This window comes from Nocardiopsis sediminis (assembly GCF_042650565.1).
GTDB lineage: Bacteria > Actinomycetota > Actinomycetes > Streptosporangiales > Streptosporangiaceae > Nocardiopsis_B > Nocardiopsis_B sediminis.
Genome location: NZ_JBHSBH010000010.1, coordinates 314655 through 333984 on the forward strand (window position 1 = coordinate 314655; position 19330 = coordinate 333984).

Genomic DNA, 19330 nt, shown 5'->3' on the forward strand with positions numbered 1-19330 from the left:
CCCGTCCCGCCGCGGCATCGGAAGGGCAGCGAGGAGGAGCACGAGGTATGAGACAGCTCGTCGTCATCGGAAACGGCATGGTGGGCCACCGCCTCGTCGAAGCGGTGCGCGCCCGCGACGGTGCGGGCGCCTGGCACATCACCGTTCTCGGCGAGGAACCCCGCCCCGCCTATGACCGGGTGGCCCTGTCCTCCTACTTCGACGGCGCGACCGCCGACGACCTCAGCCTGCCCGACCTCGGCACCCACCCCCACGTGGACCTGCGCCTGGGCGAGACCGCGACCGCCATCGACCGCGACGCCCGCACCGTCACCACCGCCAGCGGCGCCGTCCTGGGCTACGACACCCTCGTCCTGGCCACCGGGTCGACCCCCTTCGTGCCGCCCGTGCCCGGCCGCGACCTCGCCGGCTGCCACGTCTACCGCACCATCGACGACCTGGACGCCATCACCGCCACCGCCGCGGGAACCACCGGAACGGGCGTCGTGATCGGCGGCGGACTGCTCGGCCTGGAGGCCGCCAACGCCCTGCGCCTGCTGGGCCTGCGCCCCCACGTCGTGGAGATGGCCCCCTGGCTCATGCCCCGCCAGGTCGACGAAGGCGGTGGCGCGCTGCTGGGCCGCCTCATCGACGAGACCGGCGTGACCGTGCACACCGAGGCCGGCCTCACCGCCATCGAACCCGGCGACACCCCCGGCGCCCTGCGCGTCCGCCTCGGCGACGACCACCACATCGACGCCGGCATCGTCGTGTTCTCCGTCGGCGTGCGCCCCCGCGACGAGCTCGCCCGCGCCGCCGGGCTGGAGCTGGGTCCCCGCGGCGGGGTCGCCGTCGACACCGCCTGCCGCACCAGCGACCCCTACATCCACGCCATCGGCGAGTGCGCCAGCACCGACGGCACCGTCTACGGCCTGGTCGCCCCCGGAAACGCCATGGCCGAGGTCGTCGCCGACCGCCTGGCCGGCGGCGACGCCGAGTTCACCGGCGCCGACACCTCCACCAAGCTCAAGCTCCTCGGCGTGGACGTCGCCAGCTTCGGCGACGCCGCCGCCACCGCCGAGGGCGCGCTGGAAGTCGTCGTCAACGACGCCCCCGGCCGCCGCTACGCCAAGCTCGTCGTCTCCGACGACGCCACCACCCTGCTGGGCGGCGTCCTGGTCGGTGACGCCACCGCCTACGCCGGGCTGCGCCCGCTGGTCGGCCGCGAGCTGCCCGGCGACCCGCTCGACCTCATCGCCCCCGCCCGCGGCGAGGGCGGGGGAGGAATCGGGGTCGGAGCGCTGCCCGCCGACGCCCAGATCTGCTCGTGCAACGCCGTCACCAAGGGCGCCATCCTCGACGCCATCGGCGACGGCGCCGACGACGTCCCCGCCGTGAAGTCCTGCACCCGCGCCGGCACGAGCTGCGGTTCGTGCGTGCCGATGCTCAAGACGCTGCTGGCCGAGGCCGGGGTCGAGCAGTCGACGGCGCTGTGCGAGCACTTCGCCCACTCCCGCGCCGAGCTCGTCGAGATCGTGCTCGCCACCGGCATCGCCACGTTCTCCGACCTCATCGCCCGCCACGGCACCGGGCGCGGCTGCGACATCTGCAAGCCCGCGGTCGCCTCCATCCTGGCCTCCCTGGGCGGCGGCCACATCCTCGACGGCGAGCAGGCCGCCCTCCAGGACACCAACGACCACTTCCTCGCCAACATCCAGCGCAACGGCACCTACTCGGTGGTGCCCCGGATCCCCGGCGGCGAGGTCACCCCCGAGAAGCTGATCGTCATCGGCGAGGTCGCCCGCGACTTCGGCCTCTACACCAAGATCACGGGCGGGCAGCGCATCGACCTGTTCGGCGCCCGCGTCGAGCAGCTGCCCGCGATCTGGGGGCGGCTGGTCGACGCCGGCTTCGAGTCCGGCCACGCCTACGGCAAGGCGCTGCGCACCGTGAAGTCGTGCGTGGGCACCACCTGGTGCCGCTACGGCGTGCAGGACTCGGTGGGGATGGCGATCGAGCTGGAGCTGCGCTACCGCGGCCTGCGCTCCCCGCACAAGCTCAAAGCGGGGGTGTCGGGGTGCGCCCGCGAGTGCGCCGAGGCCCGCGGCAAGGACTTCGGGGTCATCGCCACCGAAACCGGCTGGAACCTCTACGTCGGCGGCAACGGCGGGTTCACCCCGCGCCACGCGCGCCTGCTCGCCTCCGACCTCGACGGGCCCACGCTGATCCGCTACATCGACCGGTTCCTGATGTTCTACGTCCGCACCGCCGACCGGCTCCAGCGCACCGCCCCCTGGATCGAGGCGATGGACGGCGGCCTGGATCACCTGCGCGCCGTCATCGTCGACGACTCCCTGGGCATCGCCGCCGAGCTGGAGGCCGCCATGGAGCGCCACGTCGCCGACTACAGCGACGAGTGGCGCGGCGTCTTGGAGGACCCCCACAAGCTCGCCCGGTTCGTGTCGTTCGCCAACGCCCCCGAGGCGCCCGACCCCACCATCAGCTTCGAGGTCGAACGCGATCAGCCGGTCCCGGCCGGCCCCGTCGCCCTCGGACTGCCCGTCCGACGGCCCGACACCCTGGAGGTCTGACCGTGACCGTACGCACGCTGCCACCCCGCGCCGCCTCCACCGGCTCCACCGGCTGGATCACCGCCTGCCCCGCGGACCGGCTCACCCCCGAACGAGGCGTCGCCGTCCTGCTGCCCGACGGCGGCCAGGTCGCGCTGTTCCGCACCCACGACGGCGCCCTGCACGCCGTCGGCAACATCGACCCCTTCAGCGGCGCGGCTGTCATGTCCCGCGGGATCGTCGGCGACCGCGGCGGCGAGCCCACGGTCGCCTCGCCCATGCTCAAGCAGGTGTTCTCGCTGCGCACCGGTGCCTGCCTGGACGACCCGGCCGTGCGCCTGCCCACCTACGCGGCGCGGCTGAGCGACGGCGCCGCCGAGGTCCGCGTCGAAGCCGACGAGACATCGGCATGACCCCCGCCGCCGCCGTCCCCGCCGCACGCACCGCAGGGCCCGTCGGCACCGTGGCGCCGCTGGCCGGGTTCACCGTGGCCGTCACCGCCGCCCGCCGCGCCGACGAGCTGGCCGCGCTCCTGCGCCGCAAGGGCGCGGCGGTGACCTGCGCGCCGGCGCTGCGCATCGTCCCGCTCAGCGACGACCAGCGCCTGGCGTCGGTCTCGCGCGACCTCATCGCCCGCCCCGCCGACATCGTCGTGGCCACCACCGGCATCGGCTTCCGCGGCTGGGTGGAGGCCTGCGAGACGTGGGGGCTGGCCGAACCCCTGCTGGCCTCGCTCCAGGGCGCGCGGCTCATGGCGCGCGGGCCCAAGGCCAAGGGCGCGATCCGCGCCGCCGGGCTCAACGAGGAGTGGTCGCCGCCCTCGGAGTCCTCCGCCGAGGTCCTCGACCACCTGCTGGCCGCGGGGGTCGAGGGGCTGCGGGTGGCGGTCCAGCTCCACGGCGAGCCGCTGCCCGACTTCACCGCCGCCCTGCGCATGGCCGGCGCCGACGTGGTCGAGGTCCCCGTCTACCGGTGGACCGCGCCCGAGGACGTCGCCGCGCTGGACCGGCTCATCGACACCGTGATCGGCGGCGGCGTCGACGCGGTCACCTTCACCAGCGCTCCAGCAGCCGCGGGGCTGCTGGAGCGCGCCCGGGTCACCGGCGTGCGCGAGGGCCTGGTGGCGGCGCTGAGCGGCGACGTGGTCGCCATGTGCGTGGGGCCGGTGACCGCGGGCCCGCTGATGAACCTGGACATCCCGACCGTGTGGCCGACGCGCGCCCGCATCGGCGCCCTGGTCAAGCGGCTGTCGGAGGAGCTGCCCGAGCGTTTCCCCACCCTGCCCGTCGCCGGGCACCGGATGCGCCTGCGGGGCCAGGCGGTGCTGCTCGACGGCGTGGTCCGCCCGGTGTCCCCGGCGCTCATGCGCGTGCTGCGCGAGCTGGCCCGCCGCCCCGGGCAGGTGCGCGACCGCGCCGACCTGCTCGCCTGCCTGGGCGGCGACGCCGACGCCCACGCAGTGGAGACCGCGGTGGCGCGGCTGCGCACGGCCTTGGGCGACCCCAAGATCATCCAGACGGTCGTCAAGCGCGGCTACCGGCTGGCCCTCGACAACGGCGACTGCCCGCCGGACGACGAGCCGGCGGACCTGTGACCCCGCCCGGCCGGCTCCGGCCGGGCAGGCACCCGCCCGGGGCCCCGGCCGAGCCCCGGGACGGCTCGGCGGAACCCGCCGGGGCGGTGCCCGGGGACACCGGGAGCCCGGGATCCGGCCCCGCTGTGACCGCCCTCCCACCCGGGGAGGGTTCCGGCCTCGCCCGGCGGAGTCCGGAGCGCTTCGCCCGGAGGCGGTCCGTCGAGGCCCTGCCGTCGGAACGAGCCGGGGGTTCCTTCCGGCCCGCACCGCGGGCAGCGCGGGAACCGGCCCCGCCGTGACGAGCCCCTCCCACCCGGGAAGGGCTCCGGCGCCGCCCGGACGAGTCCGGAAGGCTCCTGCCCGGAGGCGATCCACCGAGGCCGCCGCCTTCGGAACGAGGCGGGTTCGTCCCGGACCGCGCCGCGGGCGGTCCGCTTCGCCGCCGACCACCCGTCCGACACACGCACGGCCGCTCCATCCGGCTCGCCGACGCCGGGCCCGCGAAGCGGCACCTCTCCGCACCGAGGCGCGGAGTATTCATGAGGGGGATGAGATGACGCCCACCCTGCTGCTGGCCGTCCACGGCACACGCGACCCGCGCGGCACCGCCGCTGCCCGGGCGCTCGCCCGCCGGGTCGCCCACCGCACCGGGGCGCCCGTGCGCCTGGGCTTCGCCGACGTGCGCGGCCCCGATGTCGGCGAAGCCGCGGCGGCCATCGACGGCCCCATCGTCGTGGTGCCGGCCTTCCTGGCCGCCGGCTACCACGTCGGCGTGGACATCCCCGCCCAGCTGGAGCGGGCCGGCCGCGCCGATGCTCTGCTGACCTCCGCCCTGGGCGGCGACGACCTGCTCATCGCCGCGGCCGCACACCGGCTGCACCAGGCCGGGTGGCGCCCCGGTGACGCCGTCGTCCTGGCCGCCGCCGGGTCCTCCGATTCCGGCGCCCTCGACCAGGTCGCCGACGCGGCCGGACGCCTGGGCCGCGTCCTGGGCACCCGGGTGCCGGCGGGCTACATCACCACCGCCACGCCGTCCGTCCCCGACGCGGTCGCCCGCGCCCGCCGCCACCCGGGCCAGCGGGTCGCGATCGCCTCCTGGCTCCTGGCCCCGGGCCTGTTCCACCGGCGCCTCGCCCAGGCCGGAGCCGACCTGGTCGCCGCCCCTCTGTGCCCCGACGACGGAGTCGTCGCCGCCGTCGCCGCCCGCTACCACGCCGCCGCCCTCACCACCGCCGCCACCTGACCGTGCGGCCGCGGCCGAGCACCGGCGATCGGTGCTTCCGGCTGTCACCGGGGACGTCGATGGGCCGCGCGGTTCGATCCAGGGGCAGAGCGCGGTGTGTGCCGTGTCCGTTCGCACGGGGCCCCGGCCGTCCCCCTCCGCCGTCCGCGGTGCCCGCGTGTCGGATCGCCGCCGTCGTTGCTGTCCGGATGATCGGGGGTGAGCCCGCGGCGCGCCACCGGGGGGGCGGACACCGTGGTGTGGGGGGTCCTGTGGGCGCTCGGGGGACGTGTGGGGCGTGCGGGTTCGGTGCGGAGGTGGCCGGAACCGGAAAATGGGAGGGATACAGCCTCTCTAGAGGGCATACCACAGGGACCGGCGGTCGATCCCGATGGGGGAGTCCGCCGTTCGCCCCGTCCCGGGGAAGGGGGCTCACGCGACTCGCCGCGGGGGTCCCTGACAACGCCGAACCGCCAGCTCGGAGTGCACCTTTGAGGTTTTCCGCCCGTCCACCGGCCGACGCCCGGCCCCCTGGTCCCGTCCCTTCCCCGGCCGATGCCGGGGGTCTCCTCGGAGGTGCCCGATGAACGCCCCCGAAACGACCAGGTCAGCCGCACCGACGTGGGACCGCGACGACCCCAGGTACGACCGTGCCGCCGGGGCCTGGGTGGGCGCCGCCGCTGCGGCGTGTATCGTCGGCGCCCCACCGGCGATGGCCGAAGAGCTGGCCGAGCCCGCCGGATCCGATACCGCAGCGGCCCGCCTGGGCCGCGTGCTGGCCGCCGCCCTGCGCGACCTCGACGGCCCCCGCGCCGACGGCGGCACGGGGCATGGACACCCCACCGGCGCACCCGGGAGTGGCACCTCCGGCGCATCCGGGAATGGCGCCACCGGGCGGGCGTGGGCCGCGGCGCTGCGCCGCACGGTCGCCACGGGGACGGTCACGGCCGTCGACGGTGCCGTGCCCGCGGAGTCCCCCATGGGCGCCGCCTGGCGGGCCGTGGTGTCCACCCCCGTCCCCGGGCTCGACCCCGCCGGACGGGTCTTCCCCTGCTCGCAGCTCGTCGAGGCCGTGTGGAACGCCTCGGCCGCGGGCGGGGACGCCGCCGCGATGTGCGCGGGGGCGCTCGCCGGGGCGCGCTGGGGTGTATCCGGGGTGCCGCTGGAGGCCCAGCGGCGGCTGGCCGACACCGTGTCCCCCCGGGCGCTGGTCACCCGGGGGGTGGTCCTGGCGCGCGGCAGCGACCCCGCCACCTGGCCCGAGGGAGAGGCCTACCATACGGGCGCCTCCGTCTACATCCGCACCGACTTCCACACCCCCCACCCCTACGACCCCGGCGTCGTCCTGGGCAACCTCGCCCACCTGCGCACCGGAGGCGACGTCGACGCGGTCGTCAGCCTCAACCGCATCAGCCCCACCGACGCCCCCGCCCGCATCCCCGCGCGCGACCGTGTGGAGGTGTGGCTCCACGACCGCGAGCAGGTCAACCCCAACCTGCACTTCGTGCTCGACGAGGCGGCCGGCGCGGTGGCGGCCCTGCGCGCCGAGGGCAAGCGGGTGCTCCTGCACTGCGCCGCCGGGCAGTCGCGCACCCCGGCGGTCGCCGCCCACTACGCCGCCCAGGCCTGCGGCGTCCCGGTGGTAGAGGCGCTGCGGCGGATCGTGCGCGCGGTGGGCGGCCACCTCAAGACCCCCGAGCTGGCCCAGGCCACCGCCGCCCTCAACGGCGTGCACCTGCCCGACCCGCTGCACGACATCTTCCCGGAGGGCCCGCCCCCGCTGCGCCCCCTCCCGCCCCCGTGAGCCGCGCCCGCGCGCCATCGGGAAGGCGGGCGCAGATCCGGGCTGAATCCCTTTTGATGCAGATGTCGCGAAAACGTCTGAGTTGCCCATGAGGTGACTTCTGCCGGGACGAATACCGCCGAACGACCTCATTTTATTACGAATGCAGGATAACGATCCGTCGATCGCGCGGGCAGCCGGATTCGGTGGCGCCCTTAGGGGTGATTCGAAGAACGGTGCGCGGATGTCGTTGATTACGGGTGTCCGCATCATCCGGGCTCACCAGGAAAACCTATCGCCGGGGATTGATGCGTTTCACCGCGCTGAGTATTTCCCGCACGATTCTTCGCGGATACGGTTATCGCTTAAGCGACCACGGGGGTTTCCGGAATGGGCGTCGTTTCAGGATACTCGTTGCCGGCCGAGGAGGCCGATGGACTGCGCGCGGCGGCCCGGGCTGCGCTGGCCGCCCAGGGCTCTCCCGCCGGGCATGAGTTCTACGAGGGGCTGGAAGAGCATCTCCATCGGGTGCCGGAATCGATTCGCACGGCTTTGAATGCGCTTCACGCATCCTCATCGGTGTGCGCGCTGCGGATCTCGGGAGTGCGCGTCGACCCCGATCGGTGCGGATCCACCCCGCTCTCCTGGCAGGAAGCCCTCGACGACGGCCGCCAGGACACGGAGGAGGCACAACTCGCGCTCTTGGCGGCCTGTTTGGGCGAGCCCTTCTCGTGGCCGACCATCCAGCGGGGCCGGATGGTACAGAACCTGGTCCCGGTCGAGAGCGATCGGGAGGCGCAGAGCGGTCATGGCTCGGTCGCCCTGGAATGGCACACCGAGGACGGCTTCCACCCGGACCGGTGCCGCTATCTGATGCTCCTCGGGATCAGGAACCCCGACCGGGTGCCGACCACCCTCGGCTGCGTCCACGACGTGCGGTTGACGGAGCGCGGCCGGGCCGTGCTCGGCGAGCGGCGCTTCCTGATCCGCCCGGACCCGGAGCATCTGCGCCAACTCGCCGAGTTCGCCCCCGAGAGCGCGATGCTCCGGCGAGCGCACGAGATGGATGAGAATCCGGAGCCGGTCGCCCTCCTCTTCGGCGATCCCGACACTCCCCACCTGCGAATCGACGCGCCCTACACGACTCCGCTGCCGGGCGATGACGAGGCCGCCGAGGCCCTGGCCGCGATCGTCGGCGAGCTCGGCCGCGCCCAGCGCGACGTGGTGGTCGGCGAGGGCGACGTGCTGATCGTGGACAACTACCGTGCCGTGCACGGTCGGCGCGCCTTCGAGCCACGGTTCGACGGGACGGACCGCTGGCTGAAGCGGATGAGCGTCGCCGGCGGCCCACCGCCCGGCGCGAGGCGGGCGGCCGGCGCGCGGACGCGGGCGCTGTGAGCGGACCGGTCGGCCGCTGCGCCGCGCCGTGCCCGTTCGCGGCCCCGAGGCCCCTGCCGCTCCTTTCACGATCGGCGGGTGGTTCCCGGTGGCGGTGGCCGCATCCGGACCTTGCTCCGCACGGGGCGGCCCTCCCAGAGTGGGGACGGACGAAAGGAGCCCGGATGACGAACCGTGCAGCGGCGAAGATGCGCCCGCTCGAAGAAGAGCCCGACGGCGACGTGCAGGCCCCTGAGAGCCCGGATGACGGCGATAACCCTCCGGCGGAGGAGCCCCCGGCCCGTCTGCGGGACGCCGCCTGAGAGCGCGTTCACCATCCGGCGGAGGCCCCCGGGGCGACCGCGCTGTGCCGCCGGCGCCGTCACGCACCGTTCGCCGACGCATGCACACTGTCGGTCAAAGGAGTGACAAGTTCCACAAAATGTTCGCCCCGGGTTCACGTGACCCGGACGTGATGCGTACCCTCGGTCGGGTCGGGCTGGACGGCGAATACCCGTTCTGACCTCCGCAGATACACCTCCGGCCTGTGCCGGCACCCGACCCGCGCGCCCCCGGCGCGCCGACGCCCCACCCCGTGCCCCGGGTGACCGGCACCGCCGAGCGGACCCGCCCCGCGGTCCGCGCAGCGGCACCACCTGTCCCCGTTCAAAGGACCTCACGTCGTGGGCAACCACCGGACCTCCCAGGCCCCCCTGCGCGACCGGCTCCGGAGCAAGCGCCTGATCATCGTCACCGCGGCCGCCGGCACCGTTCTCATCGCCGGCGGCACCGCCGGTGCCGCCGCCCTCAGCGGCGCCGCAGGACCCCCGGCCGCCGCCGTGGACGCCGCGCTTCCCTCACTGCCCGAGGCCCGCACCGCCGCGCCCGCCGAACCCGCGCCCGCACCCGGCGACGACCAGCGCCGGCAGGCCCGCGACGACCGCGAAGCCGCCGTCGGCGACGCCCAGCGCCCGCTGTCCGGCTCGGCCGCCGAGGAGCAGGAACAGGAGGAGCCCGCGGACACCTCCTCCGATTCCGGCGATGCGTCGGCCCCCGAGGACACCGCCCTCTCGCCCACCGGTGAGGGCGGCGCCTGCGAGGCGTCGATGTACAGCGAGCCCCAGCCCACCGCCAGCGGCGAGACCTTCGACCCCAGCGCCATGACCGCCGCCCACAAGACGCTGCCCATGGACACCATGGTCGAGGTCACCAACCCCGCCAACGGCGAGTCGGTCACGGTCCGCATCAACGACCGCGGCCCCTATGTCGACGGCCGCTGCCTGGACCTGTCCACCGCGTCCTTCGAGAAGATCGCCTCCGCCGACCAGGGCGTCGTCGACGTCGAGTGGCAGGTCGTGAGCTGATCCGCCGGCCCCTGGGCCGCCGAGATCCACCCCGCCCCCCTACGCCGCGCCCGACTCCCCGGACCCCTCTCCCGGGGAGCCGGGCGTGGCCTTTTCCCCGCCTTCCACCCCCTCACACGCCGCGCCCCCGCAGGACACGCGAACGTGTGTGCACCCCGTGGCACAATGCCCCCAGACCGACCACGGGGAAGGGAGGGACGCGTGTTCCGCAACGAGTCGGGGCGGGTCATCTCACCCACCGACCTCGTCGACGTGATGCAGTGCGACCACCGCAGCGCGCTCAAGACGGCCCTGGCCGACAGCCTCCCCGGCGCCCCCGCGCCCGGCGACATCGACCCCCTGGTCGCCCAGCACGGCGAGGCCCACGAACGCGCCGAACTCGACCGCCTGCGCGCCCTCTTCGGCGACGGCGTCGTCATTATCGACAACCCCGAACCCACCCACGCCGCCATGCGCGCGGCCGCCCACGCCACCGCCGAGGCCATGCGCGCCGGCGCCCCCGTCGTCTACCAGGGCTGCTTCTACGACCCCATCACCGAGGGCATCGCCTTCCACGGCCGCGCCGACTTCCTCATCAGCACCGCGGTCGACCCCGCCACCGGCGCCCGCCGCCCCGGCGACGGCCGCTACGAGCCCTGGGACACCAAGCTCGCCCGCCACCCCGGCCCCGCCGCCGTCCTCCAGCTCACCGCCTACGCCGAAGCACTGGGCCGCCGCGGTCCCGGCGAACCCGAGCACATGTACCTGCTCACCGGCGACCGCCGCACCCACGCCCACCGCGTCGCCGAGTTCCTGCCCATCCTCGCCACCGTGCGCGAGCGCCTCCTCGCGCGCCTGCACGGGCCCGCCGAGCTGCCCACCCCGCTGTGGGGCGAGCCCTGCTCGGCCTGCGAGGGATGCGGGTATGCCGCGCTGTGCGCCGAAGGCCGCTCCGCCGCCCGCCACCTCTCCCTGGTCGCCGGGATCCGCACCGACCAGGCGCGCAAACTCGCCGACGCCGGCATCACCACCATCGACGCCCTGGCCGGCGCCGCCGAGGACGACCGCCCCGACCTCCTGCCGCGCCACTCCTTCGCCCGGCTGCGCGACCAGGCCGCCCTCCAGGTCCGCCAGGACGCCACCCGCACCGAGCACAACCCCCAGGGCACCGTCATCGCCGAGGTCTACTCCGACGAGGGCCTGGCCGCCCTGCCCGAACCCGCCCCCGGCGACGTCTTCTTCGACATGGAGGGCTTCCCCTACTTCGACGGCGCCGACGGCCGCGGCCTGGAGTACCTGTTCGGCGCCGTCACCGAGGACGACCCCGCCGCCCCCGGCGCCGGCGCGGGGGAGGAGTTCCACGCGTTCTGGGCCCACGACCGCGCCCAGGAGAAGCGCGCCTTCGAGGACTTCGTCGACTTCGTCACCGCGCGCCTGGACGCCGACCCCGGCACCCACGTCTACCACTACGCCTCCTACGAGGTCGACCGCCTCAAGCTGCTGGCCGCCGCCTTCGGCACCCGCGAGACCGAGGTCGACGACCTCCTGCGCCACCGCCGCCTCGTCGACCTGTTCACGGTCGTCAAGAAGAGCCTGCGGGTCTCCCAGCGCTCCTACTCCATCAAGTACCTCGAACCCCTCTACCTGCCCGCCGGACGCTCCGGCGCCGTCACCACCGCCACCTCCAGCATCGACGCCTACGCCGAGTACCTCGCCGCCGCCGAGTCCGGCGACACCGAGCGCGCCGCCAAGGTGCTGTCCTCCATCGCCGACTACAACCGCGACGACTGCGTCTCCACCGCCCGCCTGCGCGACTGGCTCGAAGGCCTGCGCGACGGCAACGGGATCACCGCCCGCCCCCTGGGCCAGGGCGAACTCACCGCCGACGACGCCGACGAGCGCGCCGCCGAACGCCGCCGCCTCAAGGAGGAGAAGGAGGCGCGGCTGCGCGCCCTGACCGACCCCCTCCTCGCCGGCGTCGACACCGACCCCGCCCGGCGCACCCCCGGCGAGGACGCCCAGGCCCTCCTCGCCGCCCTCGCCGGCTACTACCGGCGCGAGGAGAACCCCTCCTGGTGGGACTACTTCCGCCGCCTGTCGGCCCCCATGGAGGAGCTGGAGGCCGACAACGACTGCCTGGTGCCCACACGCATCCTGCGCGGCGACTGGCAGGAGCCCACCGGCCGCCAGAAGAAGTCCCGCCGCGAACTCGAACTGCGCGCCGACCGCTCCCGCCCCCACCCCTTCAGCACCGGCGACTCCGTGCGCCTGCTCTACCCCGGCCCCCCGGGACAGCTGTCCGAGGCCGTCGACGCCACCGTCCTGGACGCCTCCGCCGACAAGGTCACCGTCGTCGAACTCGGCGCCCCCGGCGAGACCTACGCCCGCGCCCCCGCCGCCGTCCTGCCCGGCGCGCCCGTGCGCTCGGCACCCAAGGACGAGGCCCTGTGGTCCCTGGCCGAGCAGGTCATCGACGCCCTGCCCGACCTGCCGCCCCTGCCCGGCGTGGACGTGCTGCGCCGCACCCCGCCCCGCACCCGCGGCGCCGCCGGCCTGCCCGACCCCGCCGCCCACGGCGGCGACCTCGTGGCCACCGTCATCGAGGCCGTGGACCGCCTGGACTCCTCCTACCTCGCCGTCCAGGGCCCGCCCGGCGCCGGAAAGACCTACCTGGCCGCCCAGCTCATCACCCACCTCGTCGCCCAGGGCCGCAGCGTCGGCGTCTGCTCCACCAGCCACAAGGCCGTCGAGAACGTGCTGGCCGCGGCCGTGCAGCGGGCCCGGATCGCCGGGGTGGAGCTGCCCTGCGCCAAGCGCCCCGCGAACGCCAAGAAGCCCGACCCCAAGGCCGGCTGGGACCAGCCCAAGAGCCCCAAGGAGCTCGCCGCCTGGCGGGCCGGCCGTGAAGGCGGCCACCTCGTCGGCGGCACCGCCTGGAATTTCGCCAACGAGGCCTTCCGCGCCGACCCCGTCGACGTCCTCATCATCGACGAGGCCGGCCAGTTCGCCCTCGCCGACACCCTCGCCGTCTCCGCCGCCACCCGCGACCTCGTGCTGCTGGGCGACCCCCAGCAGCTCCCGCAGGTCGTCCAGGGCACCCACGGCGCCGGGGCCGCCGCCTCCGCCCTGGAGCACCTCGCCGGCGACGACGAGATCATCGACCCCTCGCGCGGCTACTTCCTGGACATGACCCGCCGCATGCACCCCGCCGTGTGCGAGCCGGTGTCGCTGCTGTCCTACCGCGGCCTGCTGCACGCCCACCCCAGCGCCGCCGAGCGGTCCATGAGCGGCGTCGACGCCGGCCTCTACCGCCTGCCCGTCGAGCACACCGGCCGCAGCACCCACAGCCCCGAGGAGGTCGCGGCGGTGGTCGACACCGCCACCCGCCTCATCGGCCGCGCCTTCCGCGAACCCGGCGCCAGCGCCGAGCGCGAGATCACCGGCGAGGACATCCTCGTCGTCGCCCCCTACAACCTCCAGGTCCGCGCGCTGCGCCGCGCCCTGGAGGACGCCGGGCTCGGCGAGGTGCGCGTGGGCACCGTCGACCGCTTCCAGGGCCAGGAGGCGCCCGCGGTCATCTGCTCGATGACCGTCTCCAGCGCCGCCGAGGCCGCCCGCGGCCTGGACTTCGTGCTCTCCCGCAACCGGCTCAACGTGGCGCTCTCCCGCGCCCAGGTCGTCGCCGCCCTGGTCTACTCCCCGCACCTGGTCACCGCCGCGCCGCGCAGCGTGGCCGAGCTGCGGGTCCTGGCCGGCTTCGCCGGCCTGTGCGCCCGGGCCCGCCCCTGGAGGGCGCCCGCCTGAGCCGGCGTGCCGCGCGCCACCAGGCATCGGCGCCGCGTTCCTCTTGATCAACGGGCGCGCGGGGAGTTGGATGGTCGTCATGGCATCCGTCGACCCCGACACTCCCCCCTTGTGCCCGAAAGTGATCCTCGAGGGCACGCGCCTGACCAAGAAGACCGACCTGGCCTTCGCGCTCAACGAACACCCCCGGGTGGTCGGGCCGCGCAAGTACCGCTACCACTCGCCGCTCATCTCCGGCGAATGGAGCGGCTTCACCAACCGGGCGTGGGGCCGGAGCCTGCTCGACTACGGCGATGCCGAAGAGGCCGCGGCACTTGAGGCCTACCGCACCTGGGTGCGGATGTTCGAGCTCCAGCGGTACTATTCGTGGATCGTGGACCGGTTCCATTTCTCCACGCAGGTGACCCAGGCGCGGCTGGGCCGCCAGGCGCACGACTTCGCGTGGCTGGAGGAGCGCCTCCGGCCGATCGGGTTCGCCGTCGTGCTGTGCACCCGCGCCGACTCCACCTTCCCCGCCGCCCGCGAGGACCGCCTCAAGATCTCCGGCAACCCCACCCAGTACGACGACCTCGACGTCTTCGTCAACGAGCAGTCCGACCTGCGCGAGGTCGCCTCCCGCAGCCGGCTGCCCGTCCTGGAGCTCGACGTCGCCGGGCGCGGCGTCGACCGCCTCGCCGACGAGGTCGCCGACTTCCTCCAGGAGCACGACCTGCTCCGCAGCACCGACCGACCCGACTGAAGGACCCTCCGGCACCGTGCCCGTTCCCCCCGATCACCGACCACCGCCCACCCGAGCCGCGCCCGCGGCGGCCTACTACACCGTTGGGAGAAGGTGCGTTCCCCGTTGACGCCGATTGAGAACGGAGACGACACCCGGCGCAACACCCGCCACCCCCGAGGGGTGCGGGTGACCGCCGCGCTGCTCTGCGCCGCCTCCCTGGTCCTGGGGCCGATCGGCTACGCCCAGGCGATCTCCTCCGACACCGGATCCGCCGCCGAATGGTTCACCCTGGGCTTCGGCGCGTCGGTGGGCCTGCCGCTGCTGGCCGCCGCCATCACCACCGTCGCCGGCGACCGCCGGGCCGCCCTGTGGTCGCTGGCCACCGTGGGCTGGCCCGTCGTCTACGTCGTCGTCATCCACCTCCTCGCCGCCGGGTGAACCGGGCACCGCTCCGCACCCCCTAGGGTGTGCGGACGGGCGGCCCGCGACCAGGGCCGCAGCGCCGCCGACCCGGAGGACCCGTGTCTCCCAAGAAGAAGAACCCCCGCAAGCCCAAGGCCGCCGCACCGGCGGCCGGAGGGCCCGCAGCGGGGGCCGCCGACCACCCGCCCGCCCCCGCCCCCGGCGGGCGCACGGTCAGCCGCACCCCGGTCGTCCTCGACGACCGCCGGCGCTGGCCGGTCGTGGTGTGGATCGCGCTCACGCTCGTCTGGGCCCTGGGCTCCCCGCTGTTCTTCCTCCTCTACCTCGCCGAAGGCTTCGCGCTGCTGGGCCAGGAGGAGGCCTCCGCCAGCTCCCTGCGCGTCACCGGCTCCTACCTGCTCGCGCTGCTGGTGTGCGCGCTGGTGGTCCCGCTGGCCGGGACCGTGGCCGCCGCGGTGCTGCGCCGCCGCATCGCCGCGATCCTCTTCGGCGTGGTGCTGGCCGGCTCCGGGGCCCTGCTGTTCACCATCGCCCCGCCCGGCGAGATCGCCGCGGCGCTGCGCGGCTCCTTCTTCGGCTAGAGCGCCCCGCTCGCCTCCGGCGCTGCGCCCGCCGCCCCGGTACCGCAATGCGCCATCATGGTCCACTGTGAGCGATGACGCCGATGTGATGGAGATCGTGCCCGCCGAGGTGCGCGACCGGCTGGCCGAAGGCGCCCACGGCGTCCTGGTCGACACCCGCGCCCTGGAGGACGTGCGCCGCCGGTTCGACGACGAGCAGGCCGCCGCCCTGGGGCGCTACCTCGCCTCCGCCCAGTCGCCCAACACCCTGCGCGCCTACCGCTCCGACTGGGTCGCCTTCGGCGCCTGGTGCCTGGCCGAGGGCCGCCGCTCCCTGCCCGCCGACCCCGTCGACGTCGCCGTCTACCTCGCCGCCGCCGCCGACACCCTGCGCGAGGGCGACCCCGCACGCTGGGCCCTGTCCCCCTCCACCCTGGAGCGCAAGGCCGCCGCCATCGCCGCCGTCCACGGCGCCCACGGCCTGGCCTCGCCCACCCGCGCCGACGTGGTGCGCATGACCCTGCGCGGCATCCGCCGGCGCCGCCGCGCCCGCCCCCAGCGCAAGCGCCCGGTGGTACTGGCCACACTGGAGGCGCTGCTGGAGGAGCGCCCCGCCCACGGCCACCCCACCGGGGCCGCCCGCCGCCGCGACGCCCTGCTGCTGCTCACCGGCTTCGCCGGGGCGCTGCGCCGCAGCGAGCTCGCCGCCCTCAGCCTCGACGACGTCACCGTGGACACCGACCCCCGCAGCGGCGACCCGCTGCTCATCGTCGGTCTGGGCGCGACAAAGACCGACCAGGAGGCGCGCCACGCCCAGCAGGTCGCGCTGCCCCGGGGGCGCCGGGCGCAGACCTGCCCGGTGTGCGCGTTCGCCGACTGGGCCGACCTGCTCCAGATCCACCACGACGGCGGCGCCCCCGCCGTGCGCGCCTTCCTGGAGGCCGAGCCCGCCCCAGAGGCGGCGCCCGCCCACCGCTGCCACACCTACACCGGGACCGGCCCGGCCGACGGCACCGGACGCCCGCTGTTCCCGCCCATCGACCGGCACGGCCGTATCGCCGACCGCCCCATGACCGGGCGCGCGGTCGCCGACCTCGTCAAGCGCTACGCCGAGCGCGCCGGCCTGGACGCCGACGCCTACAGCGGCCACTCCCTGCGCTCGGGCTTCGCCACCCAGGCGGCCCTGGGCGGCGCGGCCGACCGCGAGATCATGCGCCAGGGGCGCTGGACCAACCCCCGCACCGTCCACGGCTACATCCGCACCGCCGACCCCCTGGACGACAACGCGGTCACCCGCCTCGGGCTGTGAGGCCGCCCCCGGCGCGGCGATGACCGCGGAGCCCGGGCCGGAGTGCCGCCGCCACGGCGCGCGGCCGCCGCGGTGTGACGTTGCCCCACACGGTCCCTCGCGACCCGTTCCTGTCTGTTATGTGGCAAGATGCCGGAGTGATCGATGAGTTTCGCGCCGCTTTCCAGGAACTGATCGACGCCTCCGTCGCAACGGATCCGCACCAGTTCCCCTCGGCCGTCCACGCGGTCTACAACCTGGCCTCCCAGGTGCCCGTGGACGAGCGGGAACTCGCTCTGGAGGCGCTCGGTCCCATCCTGGCCGGCGGACACACCGCCCCCGGAATCACCGCCGACCTCGCCGTGGTCTGCGGCGCCTTCGTGGAGATGGGCTCCACCCCGGGCGACACCGGCGTCGAGGTCATGCGGCTGCTGCGCACCATGGGCCAGGGCGCGGCGGTCTTCCTCTACGCCTGGGAGCGCACCGGAGGCGGCACCCCTCCCGACCCCGATGAGGTCACCGCCGCCGCCGAGGAGCGCGTCGCCGCCGAACTCGGCGAGGCCGCCCCCACCGCCACCATGTGCTGGTGGACCATCCGCCGCTACGGCCTGGCCGCCAAGACCATGCTCAGCGAGCCCGGGGTGCGCGCGGCCATGCGCACCGACTCCGAGTTCAGCGCCGAGCTGGTCGCCATCTCCAACCAGCTCTCCAACGCCCTCACCGAGTTCGACGAGGTCCGGGCGCTGCTGCGGATGGCCGAGGCCACCTCGGCGGTCGTCCTCGACCGCGCCTCCCGGCGCGGCTTCCGCGTCCTCTTCGACGGCATCGGCGACAACTTCCAGCTGCACACCCTGCTGGCCGACGCCCTCATCGGCCCCGAGGGCCGCGGGCTGGCCGGCGAGCGCCCCGACCCCCGCTGGACCGCCTCCTTCCGCGACGCCGACCCCGACCCCGACGCCCGCGTCGTGCGCGGCTGGTGGAACCTCGTCGCCGCCGACGGCTCCTGGGTGTGGAACGAGGGCGTGCCCGCCGACATCCCCACTTCCGAGGGCGAGCACCTGCTCATCCTCGACGAGCAGCCCTACGCGCGCTCCTGGAGCGCCGGCCGCCGCCACCCGCACGTGCGCGGCTGGCTGGAGGTCGAGGCGGAGCTGTCGGCGGAGGAGGCGGAGCGCTGGTGGCAGCACACCGCGCCCTCGTCCCCGACCGGATCGGCGCCCGCCCTCGCACCGGCGGCGGACCCGCTCGGCCTGCCCGCCGCCCCGGTGGCGCCCGCCGACCCCTCCCCGGCCGATGCGCCGGTAGGCGCCCACCAGATGCACGACGCCGAGGACCGCGGCACCGGGCCTTCGGCCACCCAGCAGGTCTTCGGGTTCATCGACCCGCCCGCCACCGCCGCCTCCGAGCGGCCCGAGCCCGCCGTGGCCGAGGCGCCCGGCCCCGAGTCCCACGCGGGCCCGGGGGCGGCCGCCGCCTTCGGCGGCGACCGGGACGCCGTCGACGCTTCGCCGTTCGCCGATCCCCCTCCGCCCGCCGACCCGGCACCCGCGCCCTTTTTTCTCCCCGAGCGGGAGGCGCCCGAGCCCCAGGCGGTGCCCGTGGAGACGGCGGTGCCGGATCCGCTGAATGCGCCGGCCGCCGACGCGGGGGGCGCCGCCGACTTCGAGCCGCGGCCCGCCGCCGACGGGCCCGCCCGTGAGGCGGAGAAGGACGACGGGCCGCCCGCCACGCCGCCCGGGGCCGCGCTGCTGCCACCCCTTCCGCCGGGCGTCTCCGACAGTTCCGGCTGGGGACCGACCTGGCTCTAGCAGGTTCGCGGGCCGGTCACCCGGCTCCGTCTTCGCCGTGGGGCGCGTGGCCGCGCCCCACGGCGCCGTCGTAGGTACCGCAGGGCCCGGGCCGGCCAGGGGCGGGCCGGCGGGCTCCATGCGGTCCAGCGCAGGGCCGGGGGTTCGACGGGGGACTTCAGGGGCCGCACAGGGCCGGTGCGCCGCGGACGCGTCGCTCAGGCGCTCCGGCAGGGGCGGGGGCCGGGCTCCCGGCGTGAGGGGCGGGCGTGCGCGATGGCGGCCGCCGCGGCCCCACGTCAGAGGGGCGGGGTGCCCTCGCGCTCAGTCGACGGCGGTCGCGCCGCGCGGCTGCGGGGCGGTCGCGGCGTGGCGGGGCGCCCGGCCCGAGTCCTCGTAGTCCTCGTCGTAGAGGCCGTCGAAGTACTCCTCCTCGGTGACGGGGTCCCGGCGGCCCGTGCCGCTCCACCGCGCCCCGACGAACAGCGGGACCACCAGCACCAGGCTCAGCGGAAGGTAGAGCCCCAGCGACAGCAGCGTGAGCGCGCCCTCGCGGCCGGGGACCGAGGGGATGAGGCCCAGCAGCTCTGGGCGGAGCATCGCCACGGTGGTGATGCCGATGAGGCTGAGGCCGGCGATGCCCGGCACCAGTGGGGTCAGCCGGGGCGGGACCAGGGCCAGGCCCAGCAGCAGGGCCACGCCGCCCAGGACACCGAGCGTGACCAGCTCGCCGGTCGTGGGGATGCCGCCGGCGTCCTCGGCGGCCCGCACCAGGCGGGGCAGGACCCACCCGGTCGCCAGCATGACCACCGGGGCGAGCATCAGTCCAACAAGGAATCCGATGAAATGTCGCACGGGGGTGCTCCTCTCAGATCGAGCAAGCACCATAGCGACATT

At 75.3% G+C, this 19330-nt stretch carries 15 protein-coding genes; 14 read left to right on the forward strand and 1 reads right to left on the reverse strand.

The annotated features are described in order from the left end of the window. Positions 1-47: 47 nt before the first annotated feature. The 14 genes from nirB to ACFOVU_RS16455 all read left to right on the forward strand — a co-directional run bounded on the left by nirB (position 48) and on the right by ACFOVU_RS16455 (position 18454). Positions 48-2570, forward strand: coding sequence for a nitrite reductase large subunit NirB (gene nirB, locus ACFOVU_RS16390; RefSeq protein ID WP_378534537.1), 2523 nt, complete (start codon positions 48-50; stop codon positions 2568-2570). Beyond that, the gene (nirD, locus tag ACFOVU_RS16395) at positions 2567-2962 is read left to right on the forward strand and encodes a nitrite reductase small subunit NirD (protein ID WP_378534905.1); all 396 of its coding nucleotides are present in this window, start codon (positions 2567-2569) and stop codon (positions 2960-2962) included. Before nirB ends, nirD begins: the two co-directional genes overlap by 4 nt. Next, positions 2959-4143: a uroporphyrinogen-III synthase gene (locus tag ACFOVU_RS16400; RefSeq protein WP_378534539.1), complete on the forward strand. Its 1185-nt coding sequence runs from the start codon at positions 2959-2961 to the stop codon at positions 4141-4143. Before nirD ends, ACFOVU_RS16400 begins: the two co-directional genes overlap by 4 nt. A gap of 535 nt (positions 4144-4678) precedes the next feature. Next, positions 4679-5368 carry a sirohydrochlorin chelatase gene (locus ACFOVU_RS16405; RefSeq protein WP_378534541.1) on the forward strand — a complete coding sequence of 230 codons (690 nt, stop codon included), beginning with the start codon at positions 4679-4681 and terminating at the stop codon, positions 5366-5368. Positions 5369-5930: 562 nt separating this feature from the next. After that, on the forward strand, positions 5931-7151 hold the full coding sequence (locus ACFOVU_RS16410) for a dual specificity protein phosphatase family protein (RefSeq protein ID WP_378534543.1): 1221 nt from the start codon (positions 5931-5933) through the stop codon (positions 7149-7151). Positions 7152-7520: 369 nt separating this feature from the next. Next, a complete protein-coding gene (locus ACFOVU_RS16415) occupies positions 7521-8528 on the forward strand; it encodes a TauD/TfdA family dioxygenase (protein WP_378534545.1) in 1008 nt (335 codons plus the stop codon). 164 nt (positions 8529-8692) lie between these two features. Further along, on the forward strand, positions 8693-8830 hold the full coding sequence (locus tag ACFOVU_RS16420; protein WP_378534546.1) for a hypothetical protein: 138 nt from the start codon (positions 8693-8695) through the stop codon (positions 8828-8830). Between the two features lie 360 nt (positions 8831-9190). After that, positions 9191-9871, forward strand: a complete 681-nt coding sequence (locus tag ACFOVU_RS16425; RefSeq protein ID WP_378534548.1) for a septal ring lytic transglycosylase RlpA family protein — start codon at positions 9191-9193, stop codon at positions 9869-9871. Between the two features lie 201 nt (positions 9872-10072). Further along, entirely contained in the window at positions 10073-13654 is a 3582-nt protein-coding gene (locus tag ACFOVU_RS16430) for a TM0106 family RecB-like putative nuclease (protein WP_378534550.1), read from the forward strand. Positions 13655-13763: 109 nt separating this feature from the next. Continuing rightward, positions 13764-14393, forward strand: coding sequence for a hypothetical protein (locus ACFOVU_RS16435; RefSeq protein ID WP_378534552.1), 630 nt, complete (start codon positions 13764-13766; stop codon positions 14391-14393). Positions 14394-14498: 105 nt separating this feature from the next. Continuing rightward, positions 14499-14813, forward strand: coding sequence for a hypothetical protein (locus ACFOVU_RS16440; protein ID WP_378534554.1), 315 nt, complete (start codon positions 14499-14501; stop codon positions 14811-14813). 83 nt (positions 14814-14896) lie between these two features. Next, positions 14897-15379, forward strand: coding sequence for a hypothetical protein (locus ACFOVU_RS16445; protein ID WP_378534556.1), 483 nt, complete (start codon positions 14897-14899; stop codon positions 15377-15379). A gap of 88 nt (positions 15380-15467) precedes the next feature. Then, the gene (locus tag ACFOVU_RS16450; protein ID WP_378534907.1) at positions 15468-16667 is read left to right on the forward strand and encodes a site-specific integrase; all 1200 of its coding nucleotides are present in this window, start codon (positions 15468-15470) and stop codon (positions 16665-16667) included. 137 nt (positions 16668-16804) lie between these two features. Beyond that, on the forward strand, positions 16805-18454 hold the full coding sequence (locus ACFOVU_RS16455; RefSeq protein ID WP_378534557.1) for a hypothetical protein: 1650 nt from the start codon (positions 16805-16807) through the stop codon (positions 18452-18454). 303 nt (positions 18455-18757) lie between these two features. Here the strand turns inward: ACFOVU_RS16455 and ACFOVU_RS16460 are convergent, their stop codons facing one another. After that, positions 18758-19288 (reverse strand): hypothetical protein, encoded by a 531-nt coding sequence (locus ACFOVU_RS16460; RefSeq protein WP_378534559.1) that lies wholly within the window; start codon positions 19286-19288, stop codon positions 18758-18760. Positions 19289-19330 lie beyond the last annotated feature (42 nt).

Excerpts from the sequence above, each read along its gene's own strand:
- ACFOVU_RS16420 (WP_378534546.1), top strand. The coding sequence starts at position 8,693 with ATGACGAACCGTGCAGCGGCGAAGATGCGCCCGCTCGAAGAAGAGCCC.
- ACFOVU_RS16405 (WP_378534541.1), top strand. The coding sequence starts at position 4,679 with ATGACGCCCACCCTGCTGCTGGCCGTCCACGGCACACGCGACCCGCGC.
- ACFOVU_RS16450 (WP_378534907.1), top strand. The coding sequence starts at position 15,468 with ATGGAGATCGTGCCCGCCGAGGTGCGCGACCGGCTGGCCGAAGGCGCC.
- ACFOVU_RS16400 (WP_378534539.1), top strand. The coding sequence starts at position 2,959 with ATGACCCCCGCCGCCGCCGTCCCCGCCGCACGCACCGCAGGGCCCGTC.
- ACFOVU_RS16410 (WP_378534543.1), top strand. The coding sequence starts at position 5,931 with ATGAACGCCCCCGAAACGACCAGGTCAGCCGCACCGACGTGGGACCGC.
- nirB (WP_378534537.1), top strand. The coding sequence starts at position 48 with ATGAGACAGCTCGTCGTCATCGGAAACGGCATGGTGGGCCACCGCCTC.
- ACFOVU_RS16415 (WP_378534545.1), top strand. The coding sequence starts at position 7,521 with ATGGGCGTCGTTTCAGGATACTCGTTGCCGGCCGAGGAGGCCGATGGA.